The sequence below is a fragment of the Kluyvera sp. 142486 genome (genome assembly GCF_046569695.1).
Taxonomy (GTDB): Bacteria; Pseudomonadota; Gammaproteobacteria; order Enterobacterales; family Enterobacteriaceae; genus Kluyvera.
On sequence record NZ_JBKHUI010000003.1, the window covers coordinates 109,697 to 126,325 of the forward strand.

At 56.9% G+C, this 16,629-nt stretch carries 11 protein-coding genes; 2 read left to right on the forward strand and 9 right to left on the reverse strand.

Going from position 1 to position 16,629, the window contains the following annotated elements:
* Positions 1–110: 110 nt before the first annotated feature.
* A complete protein-coding gene (gene glpD / locus ACLGE8_RS04670; protein ID WP_410996815.1) occupies positions 111–1,619 on the forward strand; it encodes a glycerol-3-phosphate dehydrogenase in 1,509 nt (502 codons plus the stop codon).
* A 155-nt stretch (positions 1,620–1,774) separates the two neighbouring features.
* Here glpD and glgP read toward each other — a convergent pair whose 3' ends face one another.
* From glgP to asd, 6 genes are all read right to left on the reverse strand, one after another.
* Complete coding sequence (glgP, locus tag ACLGE8_RS04675; RefSeq protein ID WP_410996816.1) at positions 1,775–4,222, reverse strand: glycogen phosphorylase; 2,448 nt, start codon at positions 4,220–4,222, stop codon at positions 1,775–1,777.
* Positions 4,223–4,239: 17 nt separating this feature from the next.
* Positions 4,240–5,673 (reverse strand): glycogen synthase GlgA, encoded by a 1,434-nt coding sequence (glgA, locus tag ACLGE8_RS04680; RefSeq protein ID WP_410996817.1) that lies wholly within the window; start codon positions 5,671–5,673, stop codon positions 4,240–4,242.
* Complete coding sequence (gene glgC, locus ACLGE8_RS04685) at positions 5,673–6,968, reverse strand: glucose-1-phosphate adenylyltransferase (RefSeq protein ID WP_410996818.1); 1,296 nt, start codon at positions 6,966–6,968, stop codon at positions 5,673–5,675. The genes glgA and glgC overlap by 1 nt, the downstream gene beginning before the upstream one ends.
* A gap of 81 nt (positions 6,969–7,049) precedes the next feature.
* Positions 7,050–9,026: a glycogen debranching protein GlgX gene (glgX, locus tag ACLGE8_RS04690; RefSeq protein WP_410996819.1), complete on the reverse strand. Its 1,977-nt coding sequence runs from the start codon at positions 9,024–9,026 to the stop codon at positions 7,050–7,052.
* Positions 9,027–9,028: 2 nt separating this feature from the next.
* Positions 9,029–11,215, reverse strand: a complete 2,187-nt coding sequence (gene glgB / locus ACLGE8_RS04695) for a 1,4-alpha-glucan branching enzyme (protein WP_410996820.1) — start codon at positions 11,213–11,215, stop codon at positions 9,029–9,031.
* A gap of 252 nt (positions 11,216–11,467) precedes the next feature.
* A complete protein-coding gene (gene asd / locus ACLGE8_RS04700; protein ID WP_410996821.1) occupies positions 11,468–12,574 on the reverse strand; it encodes an aspartate-semialdehyde dehydrogenase in 1,107 nt (368 codons plus the stop codon).
* A gap of 234 nt (positions 12,575–12,808) precedes the next feature.
* Between asd and ACLGE8_RS04705 the strand changes: the two genes are divergently transcribed.
* Positions 12,809–13,402 (forward strand): YhgN family NAAT transporter, encoded by a 594-nt coding sequence (locus tag ACLGE8_RS04705; RefSeq protein WP_035892151.1) that lies wholly within the window; start codon positions 12,809–12,811, stop codon positions 13,400–13,402.
* Positions 13,403–13,526: 124 nt separating this feature from the next.
* On the opposite strand, the gene gntU is transcribed toward ACLGE8_RS04705, so the two are convergent.
* The 3 genes from gntU to gntR form a co-directional block, all read right to left on the reverse strand.
* The gene (gene gntU / locus ACLGE8_RS04710; protein ID WP_410996823.1) at positions 13,527–14,867 is read right to left on the reverse strand and encodes a gluconate transporter; all 1,341 of its coding nucleotides are present in this window, start codon (positions 14,865–14,867) and stop codon (positions 13,527–13,529) included.
* Positions 14,864–15,397 carry a gluconokinase gene (gene gntK / locus ACLGE8_RS04715; protein WP_410996825.1) on the reverse strand — a complete coding sequence of 178 codons (534 nt, stop codon included), beginning with the start codon at positions 15,395–15,397 and terminating at the stop codon, positions 14,864–14,866. The genes gntU and gntK overlap by 4 nt, the downstream gene beginning before the upstream one ends.
* Before the next feature lie 160 nt (positions 15,398–15,557).
* Positions 15,558–16,553 carry a gluconate operon transcriptional repressor GntR gene (gene gntR, locus ACLGE8_RS04720; protein ID WP_410996827.1) on the reverse strand — a complete coding sequence of 332 codons (996 nt, stop codon included), beginning with the start codon at positions 16,551–16,553 and terminating at the stop codon, positions 15,558–15,560.
* Between the last annotated feature and the right edge of the window lie 76 nt (positions 16,554–16,629).

The following is a 16,629-nucleotide window of genomic DNA, read 5'->3' on the forward strand; positions in this document are numbered from 1 at the left end:
GCACATCACTCTAAAATGTTTTTTCAATGTTACCAAAAGCGCGTTTACTTGCTATTATGAGCGATAACGAACATAAGTGAGCTATAACGAAAGTCCCAGAGGTAGCAATAATGGAAACCAAAGATCTGATTGTGATAGGTGGCGGCATTAACGGTGCAGGCATTGCGGCAGACGCGGCAGGACGTGGGTTATCCGTACTGATGCTGGAAGCCAGAGACCTGGCCTGCGCCACTTCCAGCGCCAGCTCAAAACTGATCCACGGCGGTCTGCGCTACCTTGAACACTATGAATTCCGTCTGGTGAGCGAAGCGCTGGCCGAGCGTGAAGTGCTGCTGAAAATGGCCCCGCATATTGCGATTTCGATGCGCTTCCGTCTGCCCCATCGCCCACATCTGCGCCCGGCGTGGATGATTCGCACCGGTCTGTTTATGTACGATCATCTGGGCAAACGCACCAGCCTGCCTGCTTCGAGCGGTTTGCGTTTTGGCGCAGAATCGGTGCTGAAGCCAGAAATCGTGCGCGGTTTCGAATATTCCGACTGCTGGGTGGACGACGCCCGCCTGGTGTTAGCCAACGCACAAATGGTGGTGAAGAAAGGTGGTGAAGTCCGTACCCGCACCCGCGCCATCTCAGCAAAACGTGAAAACGGCCTGTGGATCGTCGAAGCGGAAGATATCGACAGCGGTGAGAAATCCCGCTGGCAGGCTCGCGGCCTGGTGAACGCCACCGGCCCGTGGGTAAAACAGTTCTTCGACGACGGTATGCATCTGCCGTCACCGTACGGTATCCGCCTGATTAAAGGCAGCCACATCGTGGTGCCGCGCGTACACACCCAGAAGCAGGCCTACATTCTGCAAAACGAAGATAAGCGTATTGTCTTTGTGATCCCGTGGATGGATGAATTCTCGATAATCGGCACCACCGACGTGGAGTACCACGGCGATCCGAAAAATGTCGAGATCGACGAGAGCGAAATCAACTATCTGCTGAAGGTCTACAACGGCCACTTTAAAAAACAGCTCGCTCGTGAAGATATCGTCTGGACCTACTCCGGTGTGCGCCCGCTGTGTGATGACGAGTCTGATTCACCGCAGGCCATCACCCGCGACTACACGCTGGATATTCACGACGACCACGGTAAAGCGCCGCTGCTGTCGGTCTTTGGCGGCAAGCTCACCACCTACCGCAAGCTCGCCGAGCATGCGCTGGAGAAACTGGCGCCGTATTACAGCGGCATCGGCCCGGCGTGGACCAAAGGCGCGGTGCTGCCCGGCGGTGAGATTGGCAACGACCGCGATGACTACGCGGCTAAACTGCGCCGTCGCTATCCGTTTATTACCGAGTCGCTGGCGCGCCACTTTGCCCGCACCTATGGCAGCAACAGCGAGCTGATTATTGGCGATGCGAAGGATATTGCCGGGCTGGGTGAAGATTTCGGCCACGAGTTTTACGAAGCCGAACTGCGCTATCTGGTCGAGCACGAGTGGGTGCGCCGTTTGGACGATGCTATCTGGCGTCGGACCAAACAGGGGATATGGCTGAACGCCGAGCAGCAGTCGCGCATCAGCGAATGGTTGGTGAAAACGCTGGGAAAGCCTGAGATGTCGTTAGCGTCGTGAGCCTCCCCGGCGGCGCTTCGCTTGGCCGGGCTACAAAGGCACGAAAACGTAGCAGCGCCATCCGGGAATAAAACCGCACGAACGTAGGCCGGCCGAATGAAGTGATACCGGGAAATAAAACGGGGCCAATCGGCCCCGTTTTGCTTTTGTCGTTGTTACAGCCTCACCGGCTCAATATGCCAGATATTCTCCGCATACTCCTGAATCGTGCGGTCCGACGAGAAGTAGCCCATGTTGGCGATATTGAGCATCGCTTTAGTGGTCCACTGCTCTGGCTCACGATACAGTTCATCGACCTTATCCTGACAGTCTACGTAGCTGCGGAAGTCCGCCAGCACCTGGTAGTGATCACCGAAGTTAATCAGTGAATCCACCAGGTCACGGTAGCGTCCCGGTTCACTCGGGCTGAACACGCCGCTGCCGATTTGCGTCAGCACCTGATGCAGTTCTTCATCCTGCTCGTAGTAGTCGCGCGGGCTGTAGCCCTTACGACGCAGCGCTTCCACCTCTTCAGCGGTGTTGCCGAAGATAAAGAAGTTTTCTGCCCCGACGTGCTCCTGCATCTCAACGTTGGCCCCGTCCAGCGTACCGATAGTCAGCGCCCCGTTGAGCGCGAACTTCATGTTACTGGTGCCAGACGCCTCGGTGCCCGCCAGCGAGATCTGCTCGGAAAGATCCGCCGCCGGAATAATCATCTGCGCCAGGCTCACGCTGTAGTTCGGGATAAAGACCACTTTCAGCTTGTCGCCAATCTGCGGATCGTTGTTGATCACATTCGCCACATCGTTGATCAGGTGAATAATGTGCTTCGCCATGTAGTAGGCGGAAGCCGCTTTCCCGGCGAAGATGTTTACGCGAGGCACCCACTTCGCATTCGGATCGGCCTTGATGCGGTTGTAGCGGGTGATCACGTGCAGCACGTTCATCAGTTGACGTTTGTACTCGTGAATACGCTTAATCTGCACGTCGAACAGCGCGTTCGGGTTCACCACCACATTCAGGTTCTGGGCGATAAAGACGGCAAGACGCTTTTTGTTCTCCAGCTTGGCGTGATGCACCGCCTGATTCACCTTCGGATAGTCGATATGCTGTTCCAGCTCTTTCAGCTGGCTCAGGTCAGAACGCCAGGTCTGGCCAATATTCTCATCCAGCACGTCGGAGAGCGCCGGGTTCGCCAGCGCCAGCCAGCGACGTGGGGTCACGCCGTTGGTCACGTTGGTAAAGCGCATCGGGAAGATGGCCGCGAAGTCGGCAAACAGCGACTGCACCATCAGGTTCGAGTGCAGCTCAGAAACGCCGTTGACCTTCTTGCTCACTACCACCGCCAGCCATGCCATACGCACGCGGCGACCGTTGGACTCGTCGATGATCGACGTGCGGCTCAGCAGCCCGGTATCGTTCGGGTACTGCTCCTGCAGGGTCTTCAGGAAGTAGTCGTTAATCTCGAAGATTATCTGCAGATGGCGCGGCAGGATTTTGCCCAGCATGTCGACCGGCCAGGTTTCCAGCGCTTCGCTCATCAGCGTGTGGTTGGTGTAGGAGAAGACCTGACAGGCCACCTCAAACGCCGCTTCCCAGCTGAACTTGTGCTCATCAATCAGCAGGCGCATCAGCTCAGGAATCGACAGCACAGGATGGGTGTCGTTGAGGTGGATGGCAATTTTATCCGCCAGGTTGGCATAAGTTTTATGCAACATGTAATGGCGGCTTAAAATGTCCTGCACCGTCGCCGAGACCAGGAAGTACTCCTGGCGCAGACGCAGTTCGCGACCGGAATAGGTGGAGTCATCCGGGTAGAGCACGCGGGAGACGTTTTCGGAGTGGTTTTTATCTTCCACCGCCGCGAAGTAGTCGCCCTGGTTAAACTTACCGAGGTTGATTTCGCTACTGGCCTGGGCGTTCCACAGGCGCAGCGTGTTGGTTGCGTCGGTGTCGTAGCCAGGGATAATCTGGTCGTAAGCCACCGCCAGAATCTCTTCTGTCTCCAGCCAATGGCTGGTTTTACCTTCCATCTGCACGCGGCCGCCGAAGCGCACCTTATAGCGCGTGTTATGGCGCGGGAACTCCCATGGGTTACCGTATTCCAGCCAGTAGTCCGGCGACTCTTTCTGACGGCCGTCGACGATGTTCTGTTTGAACATGCCATAGTCGTAGCGAATGCCGTAGCCGCGACCCGGCAGCGCCAGAGTCGCCAGCGAGTCGAGGAAGCAGGCTGCCAGACGGCCTAAGCCGCCGTTACCAAGCCCTGGGTCATTCTCTTCGTCGATAAGCTCTTCCAGGTCTAACCCCATTCCTTCCAGCGCGTTTTTCACGTCGTCATACAGCCCTAACGACAACAGCGCATTGGAAAGCGTGCGGCCAATCAAAAACTCCATCGACAGGTAGTAAACCTGGCGCGTTTCCTGGGAAAGCTGCGCACGGTTGGAGCGCAGCCAGCGCTCAACCAGACGATCGCGAACGGCGAACAGCGTGGCGTTCAACCATTCGTGTTTGTTAGCAATAGCGGGATCTTTCCCGATGGTGAACATCAGCTTATAGGCAATAGAGTGCTTCAGTGCCTCAACGCTGAGGGTCGGTGATGCATACGAAAAAGGTGCATTCATAACTCAGATCCCCGTAGTTAGATCAGGCGTTGGTAAAGCTCACGATAAGAGTGCGCAGCAACCTGCCAGCTAAAATCCATGTTCATCGCCTGGCGTTGCACATAGCGCCAGAGCGATGGACGAGACCATAAAACGAAAGCACGGCGGATAGCGCGGAGCAGCGACCAGGCGTTGCTGTCTTCGAACACAAAGCCGCTGGCGATGCCATCGGCGAGGTTCTCAAGCGAGCTATCCGCGACGGTGTCGGCCAGGCCGCCGGTACGGCGAACCAGCGGCAGCGTGCCGTACTTCAGACCATAAAGCTGCGTTAAGCCGCACGGTTCAAAGCGGCTCGGCACCAGAATCACGTCCGCGCCGCCGATAATGCGGTGCGAGAACGCTTCATGATAGCCAATCTGTACCCCCACCTGCCCCGGATGCTCCGCGGCGGCGGCGAGAAAACCTTCCTGCAGTACCGGGTCACCCGCGCCGAGCAGCGCCAGTTGGCCGCCCTGCTCCAGCAGGCCCGGCAGCGCTTCCAGCACCAGATCCAGCCCTTTCTGGCTGGTCAGGCGGCTGACCACCGCAAACAGCGGCGCGGAGTCATCGACCTTCAGCCCCATGGCGGTTTGCAGCTGGCGTTTGTTTTCCGCCTTCCGCTCCAGCGTGTCGCGGCTGTAGCTTGCCGGCAGCAGCATATCTTTTTCCGGGCTCCAGACGTTGTCATCAACGCCGTTAAGTATCCCCGACAGACGCCCTTCTCGATGACGCTGGCGCAGCAGCCCTTCCATTCCGTAGGCAAACTGCGGCTCGGTGATTTCCCGCGCGTAGGTCGGGCTCACTGCCGTAATGTGGTCGGCGTAGTAAAGCCCGGCTTTCAGGAACGAAATCTGTCCGTGGAACTCCAGGCCATGCATGTTGAAGAAATCAGCGGGCAGTTGGATCTCTGCCATATGGTGACCGTAGAACAGCCCCTGATAGGCCAGGTTGTGAACGGTAAACACCGACTTCGCCGGGCGGCCGCGCGCCGCCAGATAGGCCGGAGCCAGGCCCGCATGCCAGTCGTGAGCGTGCACCACGTCGGGACGCCAGAACGGGTCCAGACCGCAGGCCATTTCACTGCCCACCCAGCCCAGCAGCGCAAAGCGCTTCACGTTATCCGGGTAAGCATTCAGATTGGTGTCGTGATACGGGCTCCCCGGACGGTCATAGAGATGCGGCGCATCAATCAGGTAGATACCCACGCCGTTATAATGTCCAAACAGCAGCGTCATGCGCCCGGCAAAGGTATCGCGACGGCTAACCACTTTGGCATCCGGGATACCGCGACGGATATCCGGGAATGCAGGTAACAGCACGCGTGCATCGGTTCCTTCGGCAATCTGTGCCGCCGGCAGCGCGCCAATCACATCCGCCAGACCGCCCGTTTTTAATAACGGGAACATCTCAGAACAAACATGTAAGACCTGCATTATCGCTCCTGTTTGTAGCCAAGCTGACGCAGCATTTCGCGCGTCACTAGCACGATCCCTTCTTCCGAGCGGTAAAAGCGGCGTGCATCCTCTTCCGCATCTTCACCGATCACCATCCCTTCCGGGATCACACAAGCCCTGTCGACAACGCAGCGACGCAGGCGTGAGGAACGACCCACCCAGACATCTGGCAGTAAGACTGCCGAATCAATGTTACAGAATGAGTTCACGCGCACGCGCGGGAACAGCACCGACTGCACCACCACGGAACCGGAAATAATACAGCCGCCGGAAACCAGTGAGTTCAGGGTCATGCCGTGGCTGCCGGAGCGGTCCTGAACGAACTTCGCCGGAGGCAGGGATTCCATATGCGTGCGGATAGGCCAGTTCTGGTCGTACATATCCAGCTCAGGCGTCACCGACGCCAGGTCAAGGTTCGCTTTCCAGTAAGCTTCGAGCGTACCCACATCGCGCCAGTATGGTTCTGCATCCGGGTCAGACTGCACGCAGGACAGCGGGAATGGATGTGCATAAGCCGCGCCAGCTTTGGTAATTAACGGAATTAAATCTTTGCCGAAGTCGTGGCTGGAGTTTTCGTTAACGTCGTCGCGCTCCAGCAGCTCATAAAGATAATCGGCATCAAAGACATAGATACCCATGCTCGCCAGCGATTTGGTTGGGTCGCCGGGCATGGCCGGTGGGTTCGCCGGTTTTTCCACGAATTCGATAATCTTGTCGTTTTCGTCAACCGCCATCACGCCGAACGCCGTTGCCTCTTCAATGGGCACCGGAATGCACGCCACGGTGCAGCGCGCGCCCTTTTCGACGTGGTCGATAAGCATGCGCGAGTAGTCTTGTTTGTAGATGTGGTCACCGGCGAGGATAACCACGTACTCCGCCTTGTAGCGGCGAATAATGTCGAGGTTCTGGGTGACCGCATCGGCGGTACCGCGATACCAGTTTTCACCGTGCATCCGCTGCTGAGCGGGCAGCAGATCCACAAATTCGTTCATCTGTTCACTGAAGAAGGACCATCCGCGCTGGATGTGCTGTACCAGCGTGTGGGACTGGTACTGGGTGATAACGCCAATACGGCGAATCCCGGAGTTCAGGCAGTTGGATAACGCAAAGTCGATGATGCGGAATTTACCGCCAAAGTGTACTGCGGGTTTGGCCCGCTTGTTGGTCAGATCCTTGAGTCGCGTTCCGCGGCCGCCGGCCAGAATCAGGGCGACGGATTTGATAGGCAACTGGCGAGCCAGCATTAAGGGATCGTTTTTTTCTAGCCTAACCATGATTAACTCCTTTTGTTGCTCGTCCTTCCGGGTTATGAGGTGTCCTCGCGCGATAGCGCGGGGTTCCGGGTAATTCAGAGACTATGACCTTTGAAATACGCACACTCCGTGCGCGGGCCCATGCCAGACAGCCACGACAACCGACGTGCCAGCGTCGGTGAAGGGAGGAACGGCGCGCCATTCCCCCTCGGGTAACGTCAAGTTTGTCGCGTCTTGCGTCGCATTGAGCGTAATGAGCCAACGATCGGAAAGCAGAATCTGCATCCGGCGCGCGCCGTGCTGCCACTCCTCGGCAGACAGCGGTTGCGCATCCTGATTGAGCCACTGGACGTTGCCATCTCCCTCCTGCCACCAGCGGTCGTCCGTCAATGCGGGGATCTGCTGGCGCAGGTGAATCAGGGCGGCGGTAAAGTTCGTCAGCGCGTCATCTGCGTTTTCCCAATCGAGCCAGGTCAACGTATTGTCCTGACAGTAGGCATTGTTGTTACCTTGCTGGCTGTGACCGTGTTCATCACCGGCCAGCAACATTGGCGTTCCCTGCGATAACAGCAGCGTTGTCAGCAGCGCCTGAACGCTCTTCTGCCGACGTGCCATTACTTCCAGGTTTGCTTCCAATCCTTCGATACCATGATTATTGCTATGGTTATTGCTGGTGCCGTCACGATTCTCTTCACCGTTGGCGTCGTTGTGCTTGCCGTTAAAGCTGACACAGTCGCGCAGGGTGAACCCATCGTGGGCGGTCACCAGGTTTATCGTCGCACGAGGGCGACGTTCCTGATGCGCGTACACGTCGCTAGAAGCGGCGAAGCGCTGGGCGAAATCCCCCAGCGACAGCGACTCTTCAAGCCAGAAGCGACGCATGGCATCCCGGAAATGGTCGTTCCACTCGCTGAAGGCTGGCGGAAAATTCCCCACCTGATAGCCGCCTTCACCGATGTCCCACGGTTCGGCAATCAGCTTCACCGCGGAGAGCACCGGGTCGTCATGAAGCGCGTTGAACAACGGCGCATCCTGTCGATAGCCCGGCGTACGGCCCATCACCGACGCTAAATCAAAACGAAAACCGTCAACGTGGCAGACATCAACCCAAAAACGCAGGCACTGACGCGCATATTCCACGACGCCAGGGTGGCTGAGATTCAGGGTGTTACCGCAGCCCGTCCAGTTGTGATAATCGCCATCTTCCCGTAACCAATAATAGCTACGGTTATCGATCCCCCGCAGCGAGAAGGTCTGGCAATGCAGATCCAGCTCGGCGCTGTGGTTCAACACCACATCAAGGATCACTTCAATACCGGCTTTGTGCAGCGCTTTTACCGCATCGCGAAACTCATCCAGCGCATGCTCAGGCGCGCTGGCGTAACGCGGAGACAGCGCAAACATCGCCAGTGGGTTGTAACCCCAATAGTTCCTCAGCCCCATGCGTTGCAGCCGCTGCTCGTTGCCAAAATGCGCCACCGGCATCAGCTCCAGCGCGGTAATACCAAGCCGCTTGAGGTAGGCAATCATCACCGGGTGACCGAGCGCCTTATAGGTGCCGCGAATCGATTCCGGCAGCCCAGGGTGGCGGTAAGTCAGCCCTTTGACGTGCGCTTCGTAGATGACCGTTTTGCCCCACGCGGTGCGCGGGGCAGTATCGTCTTGCCAGTCGTAGGTCAGGTCGACAACCACCGATTTCGGCGCCATCGCCGCGGTGTCGCGGTGGTCCGGCTCGTCGTAACCACCGTGAAAATGCGGATTGTCGTCCGGTTCACCTTCGGCGCTGAAGCAGCATGGGTCCAGCAGCAGCTTTGCCGGGTTAAACCGGTGTCCCTGCTGCGGGTTCCACGGGCCATGCACCCGGTAGCCGTAACGTAAGCCAGGACGCGCATGGGGCATATAGCCATGCCAGACGTCGCCGCTGCGCGCGGGTAAGTCATAGCGTGTCTCCGTACCCTGGGCGTCAAACACGCACAGTTCGACCCGCTCCGCATGTGCCGAGAAGAGCGTAAAGTTAACGCCCTCACCGTCATAGCTTGCGCCGAGCGGCGCGGGCTTCCCTGCTGCGAGTTGGCTCATGTTTAATCCCCTTCCCGAACTAACCAGATGGTCGACAACGGCGGCAGCGTCAGACTCAATGACTGCGCACGGCCATGGCTTTCAATCGCCTCGCTCTGCACCAGCCCGCCGTTCCCGGCGTTGCTGCCGTGGTAATGGGCGGAGTCGGTGTTGAGCACTTCGCGCCAGCGGCCCGGCTGATTAATGCCGAAGCGGTAATCGTGGCGCGGTACCGGCGTAAAGTTGCTGACCACAATCACTTCGTTACCCGCTTTGTCACGACGGACAAAGGCGAACACTGAACGGGCGTGGTCATCAACCACCAGCCACTCAAAACCGTACGGGTCAAAGTCCAGCTCGTGCATCGCTTTGTGGTGACGATAGGTATGGTTGAGGTCACGCACCAGGCGCTGTACCCCGTTATGCCAGTTGTCGTCGCCTTCCAGCAGATGCCAATCGAGGCTGCCGTCAAAGTTCCATTCGCGGCCCTGAGCAAACTCATTACCCATAAACAGCAGCTTCTTGCCCGGGAAAGCGAACATCCAGCCGTAGTAGGCGCGCAGATTGGCAAACTTCTGCCACGCGTCGCCCGGCATACGGTCCAGGATGGATTTCTTACCGTGAACCACTTCGTCATGCGACAACGGCAACACGAAGTTTTCCGTGTAGTTGTAGAGCATGCCGAAGGTCATTTTGTCGTGATGGTACTGACGGTGAACCGGGTCGAGCTTCATGTAATCCAGGGTGTCGTGCATCCAGCCCAGATTCCACTTAAACCAGAAGCCCAGGCCGCCCATATCGGACGGACGGGAGACGCCGGCAAAGTCGGTCGACTCTTCCGCCATGCTCACCGCACCGGGAACCTGCTCGCCCAACACGCGGTTGGTCTGACGCAGGAACTCAATCGCTTCGAGGTTTTCGCGGCCGCCGAACTCGTTCGGGATCCATTCGCCCTCTTTACGACTGTAGTCGCGGTAAATCATTGACGCCACCGCATCGACGCGCAACGCATCAATGCCGAAGCGTTCTACCCAGTACAGGGCGTTGCCGGTCAGGAAGTTGCTCACTTCACGGCGGCCATAGTTGTAAATCAGGGTATTCCAGTCCTGATGGTAGCCTTCGCGCGGGTCGCTATGCTCATACAGGTTGGTGCCGTCGAACTCGGCCAGCGCGAAATCATCAGACGGGAAGTGCCCAGGCACCCAGTCGAGGATCACGTTCAGGCCGGCGGCGTGTGCGGCATTGATAAAGTAGCGGAAATCTTCGCGAGTACCGAAACGGCGGGTCGGCGCGTACAACCCGGTTGGCTGATAGCCCCAGCTTCCGTCAAACGGATGTTCGTTGACCGGCAGCAGTTCCAGGTGGGTGAAGCCCATCCATTTGGCGTAGGGGACCAGCTGCTCTGCCAGCTCGCGGTAGCTCAGCCAGTAGTTGTTGTCGGTATGACGACGCCAGGAGCCCAGATGCACCTCGTAGATAGAGATAGGGGCATCAAACTGGTTGGCCTTTTTACGGGCTTCGCTCTGCTCAACCTTCGGCGGTAAGCCACAAATCAGCGAGGCCGTTTCCGGACGCATTTGGGCTTCGAACGCATAGGGGTCGGCTTTAATCCGCAGCGCGCCGCGGGCATCGATCATCTCGAATTTATACAGCTGACCGTTGTGCGCACCCGGAATGAACAGCTCCCAGATCCCCGTTTCCTGACGCAGACGCATCGGATGACGGCGACCGTCCCAGTGGTTGAACTGACCAACTACCGACACGCGGCGGGCGTTAGGCGCCCAGACGGCAAAGCGCGTACCGGTAACGCCGTCCATGGTATCCGCATGCGCGCCCAGCTTTTCGTAGGGGCGTAGGTGGGTACCTTCAGACAGCAGCCATACGTCCAACTCCTGGAGCAATGGGCCAAAACGGTAAGGATCGTCAATGAGGTTCTGTTGGCCATGCCAGACGACAGCCAACTGATAACGGAAGAAATTTTTACGACGCGGCAGAACGCCACAAAAGAAACCACGTGAGTCCACGCAATCCAGCTTGCCGACTTTACGCCCGGTTTTAGGTTCAATCACCCAAACATCGGTCGCGTCGGGTAACAGTGCACGGACTTCCAGTCCCGCTTCCGTTCGGTGCATACCCAATACGGAAAAGGGGTCTGCAAAATGGCCTGCGATCAACGCATTAATCACGTCTCTATCAACACGATCGGACATGCTTCATCATCCTTAGTTTTTGTATCGCCTCAATCCACTGTAAATGGCGACATTTTGTGACCTGAACGGTGCAGCACAAAGTTGTGTGCTCTCTCGGCTCCGTCCAACCTTCAGTCAAGGCAACAGACCTTGATTAAAGCATAGTCAACGCTTTACCTGACTCCTGAGAGAAAAATTAACATTACTGCGTTTACTCCTTGTATTACGCAAAAAAAAGGGGTGGTTCGCCACCCCTCATCGATTAACAAATGTTTACGCCAACTGGCGTAGCATACGACGCAGCGGCTCCGCTGCGCCCCACAGAAGCTGGTCGCCAACGGTGAACGCTGACAGATACTCCGGCCCCATGTTCAGTTTGCGCAAACGCCCCACTGGCGTGGTCAGCGTACCGGTGACCGCCGCAGGCGTCAGTTCACGCATGGTAATTTCACGGTCGTTAGGAATCACTTTCGCCCACGGGTTGTGCGCGGCCAGTAATTCCTCCACAGAACTTATGGAAATATCTTTTTTCAATTTCAGAGTGAATGCCTGGCTGTGGCAGCGCAGCGCGCCGACGCGCACGCAGAGGCCGTCAACCGGGATCACGGAAGAGGTGGCGAGGATTTTGTTGGTCTCCGCCTGGCCTTTCCACTCTTCGCGGCTCTGGCCGTTATCGAGCTGTTTGTCGATCCACGGAATCAGGCTGCCCGCTAGCGGAACGCCGAAGTTATCCACTGCCAGATCGCCGCTGCGGGTCAGGGTGGTGACCTTGCGTTCGATCTCGAGGATAGCGGAAGCCGGGTCAGCCAGTTCATTGGCGACGTGATGATGCAATTGGCCCATCTGGGTCAGCAGTTCGCGCATATGGCGCGCGCCGCCGCCGGAAGCCGCTTGATAGGTTGCCACAGAGGCCCACTCTACCAGGTCGTTGGCAAACAGGCCGCCAAGAGACATCAGCATCAGGCTAACGGTGCAGTTACCGCCAACGAAGGTTTTGATGCCGTTGTTCAGACCGTCGGTAATCACCTGCTGGTTTACCGGGTCGAGAATGATGATGGCATCATTTTCCATGCGCAGCGAAGAGGCCGCGTCAATCCAGTAACCCTGCCAACCGCTTTCACGCAGCTTAGGATAGATTTCGTTGGTATAATCGCCGCCCTGACAGGTGACAATAATGTCGAGCGCCTTCAGCGCTTCAAGATCGAAAGCATCCTGAAGCAGACCACCGGTGCTGCCGCCGAAGCTTGGCGCAGCTTGCCCTAACTGGGAAGTGGAGAAGAAGACCGGGCGAATGGCGTCAAAATCGCGCTCTTCTACCATGCGTTGCATGAGTACAGAGCCGACCATTCCGCGCCAACCGATAAAACCAACATTTTTCATAGCGTGTTTTCCTGCAGATATATGTGCTGTAAATGTGAACAAGAGCCTCAAGGCATCCCCTCACATTACAAAAAGCAGCTAAAGTCGCAAGCAAAATTAATCAATGATTGCGTAGCAATCAGAAGTGCAACTTATCCCCCCATCCAAAGGGGACGCATTTACTCTTACCACAGTACGCGGTCAGAGTGATGCGTAGAGCAGAAAGTCCGCAACAATTATCAGGGAATTTGAGTGATGAGTGAAATCTTTTCCGCCGCAGTTTTATTGATCCTGATTATGGATCCACTGGGAAATTTGCCCATTTTTATGTCGGTGCTAAAACACACGGAACCCAAGCGCCGCAAGGCGATCATGATACGTGAGCTTTTAATCGCACTTCTACTCATGCTGATTTTTCTCTTCGCTGGCGAGAAGATTCTGGCGTTTTTAAACCTGCGCGCGGAGACGGTTTCCATCTCCGGCGGCATCATTTTATTCCTGATTGCCATCAAGATGATTTTCCCGAGCGCCACCGGCAATAGTTCGGGGTTACCGGCAGGTGAAGAGCCCTTTATTGTGCCGCTCGCTATTCCATTAGTGGCTGGGCCAACGCTGTTGGCGACCTTAATGCTGCTTTCACACCAGTATCCGAATAATTTGTCGCATCTGGTGATTGCGCTGCTGATCGCCTGGGGCGGTACGGTGGTGATTTTGCTGCAGTCGTCGCTGTTCCTGCGCCTGCTCGGTGAGAAAGGGGTGAACGCGCTGGAGCGTCTGATGGGATTGATTCTGGTGATGATGGCGACCCAGATGTTCCTGGACGGTATTCGGATGTGGATGAAGGGATAAAACCGGGCAATTGCCCGGCCAAAGACCGCCTGTAGGCCGGATAAGGCGTTTACGCCGCCATCCGGCAATATGCGCCGGACAGCCTGATGGCGCTACGCTTATCAGGCCTACAACGGGTGGTGCATTAACTTAACAGCGTAAACGCAATCATACCGATAATGGCGCCGACCGTTCCCAGGATGGTTTCCATCATGGTCCAGGTTTTCAGCGTCTGCGCTTCGGTGGCGCCGGTAAATTTACCGAACAGCCAGAAGCCCGCGTCGTTCACGTGGCTCACCACGATAGAACCTCCGCCGATACAGATAGAGAGCGCCGCCAGCTGTGCGCCGCTGTAGTGCAGCTGTTCAATCACCGGCATCACCAGGCCAACCGCGGTCAAACACGCAACCGTTGCGGAACCCTGAATGATACGTACCGCCGCAGCCAGGATGAAGCAGGTCAGCGCAATCGGCAGGCCCATCCCGGTCAGGGCTTCGCCCAACGCCGGGCCAACGCCGGAATCCACCAGCACCTGTTTGAACACGCCACCGGCACCGATCACCAGCAGGATAATCCCCGCAGGCTGCAGCGCCGCGCCGCAAATCGCCATCACCTTGTCTTTTTCCATGCCCTGACGGAACGCCAGACCATAGATAGCCACCAGGCAGGCAATCAGGATCGCAGTGAACGGGTGACCGATGAACTCGAACCATTCGTAGGTTTCCGACCCCACCGGCACAAAACGCGCGGCGATGGTTTTCAGACCCACCAGCACCAGCGGCAGCAGAATCAGCGCCAGGCTAAAGCCGAAGGACGGCATTTTGCCTTCGCCAAGGTGCGGCTCGGTGATGTCATCAGGAATGTTCAGCTCAACGTAGCGGCTGATAAAGTTGCCCCACAGCGGGCCGGCAATAATCATCCCCGGGATCGCCGCACACAGGCCAATCAGAATCATCCAGCCAAAGTCAGCGTGCATCTGGGAGGCCAGCAGCATCGGCGCAGGCCCCGGCAGCAGGAACGCCGCAGCGGCAGCAACGCCGGCGAACAAAGGAATCACCAGCTTCACCAGGTTAGTCCCGGTGTGGCGCGCCATTGAAAACGCCACGCTAATCAGCAGCACGATCGCCACTTCAAAGAACAGCGGCAGCGCGCAGATAAGACCGGCAATACCAATCGCGTAGTGCGCGCGGCTATGGCCGAACGACTTCAGCATTTTGACGGCAATCTGATCGACCGCGCCAGTTTCATGCAGAATCTTGCCAAACATCGCGCCCAGCGCGACCACGATAGCCAGGAATCCCAGCGTACCGCCCATCCCTTTCTCCATGGTTTCCGCGATTTTAATCAACGGCATACCGGAGAAAAGCCCTGCACCAATAGAAACCACCATCAAAGCCAGGAAGGCGTGCATACGCGCCTTCATGACTAAAAACAGCAGCAGCAGAACGGAGCCGACTGCGGTTAAAACGAGCGTTAAAGTTGTCACGCGGCACGGCCTTTGTTGATCACGTCAATCGTGCTGTCGATAACGCCTTCCAGCGGCTGATCGATATCAACCACCAGTACGTCGTGTTCTTCAGCGCCTGGCTCTTGCAGGGTTTCGAACTGAGTGACCAGCATTTGAGTTTTGAAGAAGTGACCTTTACGCGCCTTCAGGCGGCTCTCAATCACTTCGAAGTCCCCTTTCAGGTAGACGAAGGAGAGGTTCGGGTTACCTTCACGCAGGATGTCACGGTACGCTTTTTTCAGCGCAGAGCAGACAATCAGCGAGACTTTGTTGGTGCGCTGCATCGCGAAAGCAGCGTCGTTCAGCGCCTGCAGCCACGGTTTGCGATCGTCGTCATTCAGCGGTTCGCCGGAGGACATTTTGACGATATTGCTGCGTGGGTGCAGGAAGTCGCCGTCAAGGAACGCGGCGTTCAGACGGTGTGCGACTTCGCTGGCGACGGCGGATTTACCGCTGCCGGATACGCCCATCAGTACATAGACATGGTGATCGTGGTTAGTCGTGCTCAAGGCGTCCTCCTGTTGGGCACTGGCAATTAGATTTGGGAAATTGTTACGGGTAACAGTTATCGGTAACATTGTCCTGCCGGGCAAGTGGATAAGCAATAACCATTCGTGCCGGAAGTGAATTCTAAGTGAATATGTGTGATCTAGTTCAAACTTGTTAGGGCTAAATAGATCCGCCCGGTGACAAAGTGAAACCTAAATCTAACATTTTTGGCGTAACCACTTCACCGCGAATGCGCGCCAGCAGACGCTCTGCACCGATGCGCCCCATGCGTTCGCGCGGGGTCAGCACGCTGGCAAGAAGCGGCTCCATCACCTGGCCGATGTCGTGGCCGTGGAAACCGGCAATCGCGATGTCGTCAGGAATTCTCAGCCCAAGGCGCTGGCACTCAAACGCCGCGCCGACCGCCAGGTCATCGTTGGTACAGAAAATACCGTCCAGGTTGGAGAACTCGCGTCGCGCCTGGCGCATCAGTTCAATGCCGGAAGTATAAGAGGACGACTGCTCTACCATCACGCTGTACGGGATCAGACCCGCGTCGAGCATCGCCTGCTCGTAGCCCTTCTGTTTGATGATAGTACGTTCGTCGAGACGTGCGCCTAAATAGGCGATGTGGCGATGGCCGCGGGCAATAATCGCCGCCGTCATCTGGCGCGCCGCTTCGAAGTTATCAAAGCCCACGGCAATGTCGAGGCACGGTGACTGGCTGTCCATCAGCTCCACCACCGGAATTCCGGCGACTTCAATCATCTTCAAGGTGCGAGGAGTGTGGGTACGTTCGGTGAGAATCAGACCGTCAATGTTCCAGGAGAGCATCGACTCCAGGCGTTCCTGCTCCATTTCCGGTTTATAGCCGTAGTGCGCCAGCATGGTCTGATAGCCATGGGCGTCAGTGACGCTTTCTACGCCGCGCAGCACTTCAGCAAAAACCTGGTTGGTTAACGATGGCAGCAGCACGCCAATAGCGCGGCTGGTGGCGTTGGAGAGAATATCGGGCGCCCGGTTGGGGATATAACCCAAATCATCAAGAGCCGCCGCAATTTTTCCACGTAACGCCACGGAAACCTGTTCCGGGTTACGGAGAAAACGGCTAACCGTCATTTTGGTTACGCCAACGCGATCGGCAACATCCTGAAGTACGGGTCTTTTCTTTTTCATCGTCCGGAGGTAAGCAAAGGTGAAATATTGCTGAAGTTTACCACGGAGATGGCGCAACCTCCCCGCAAGATTAGGG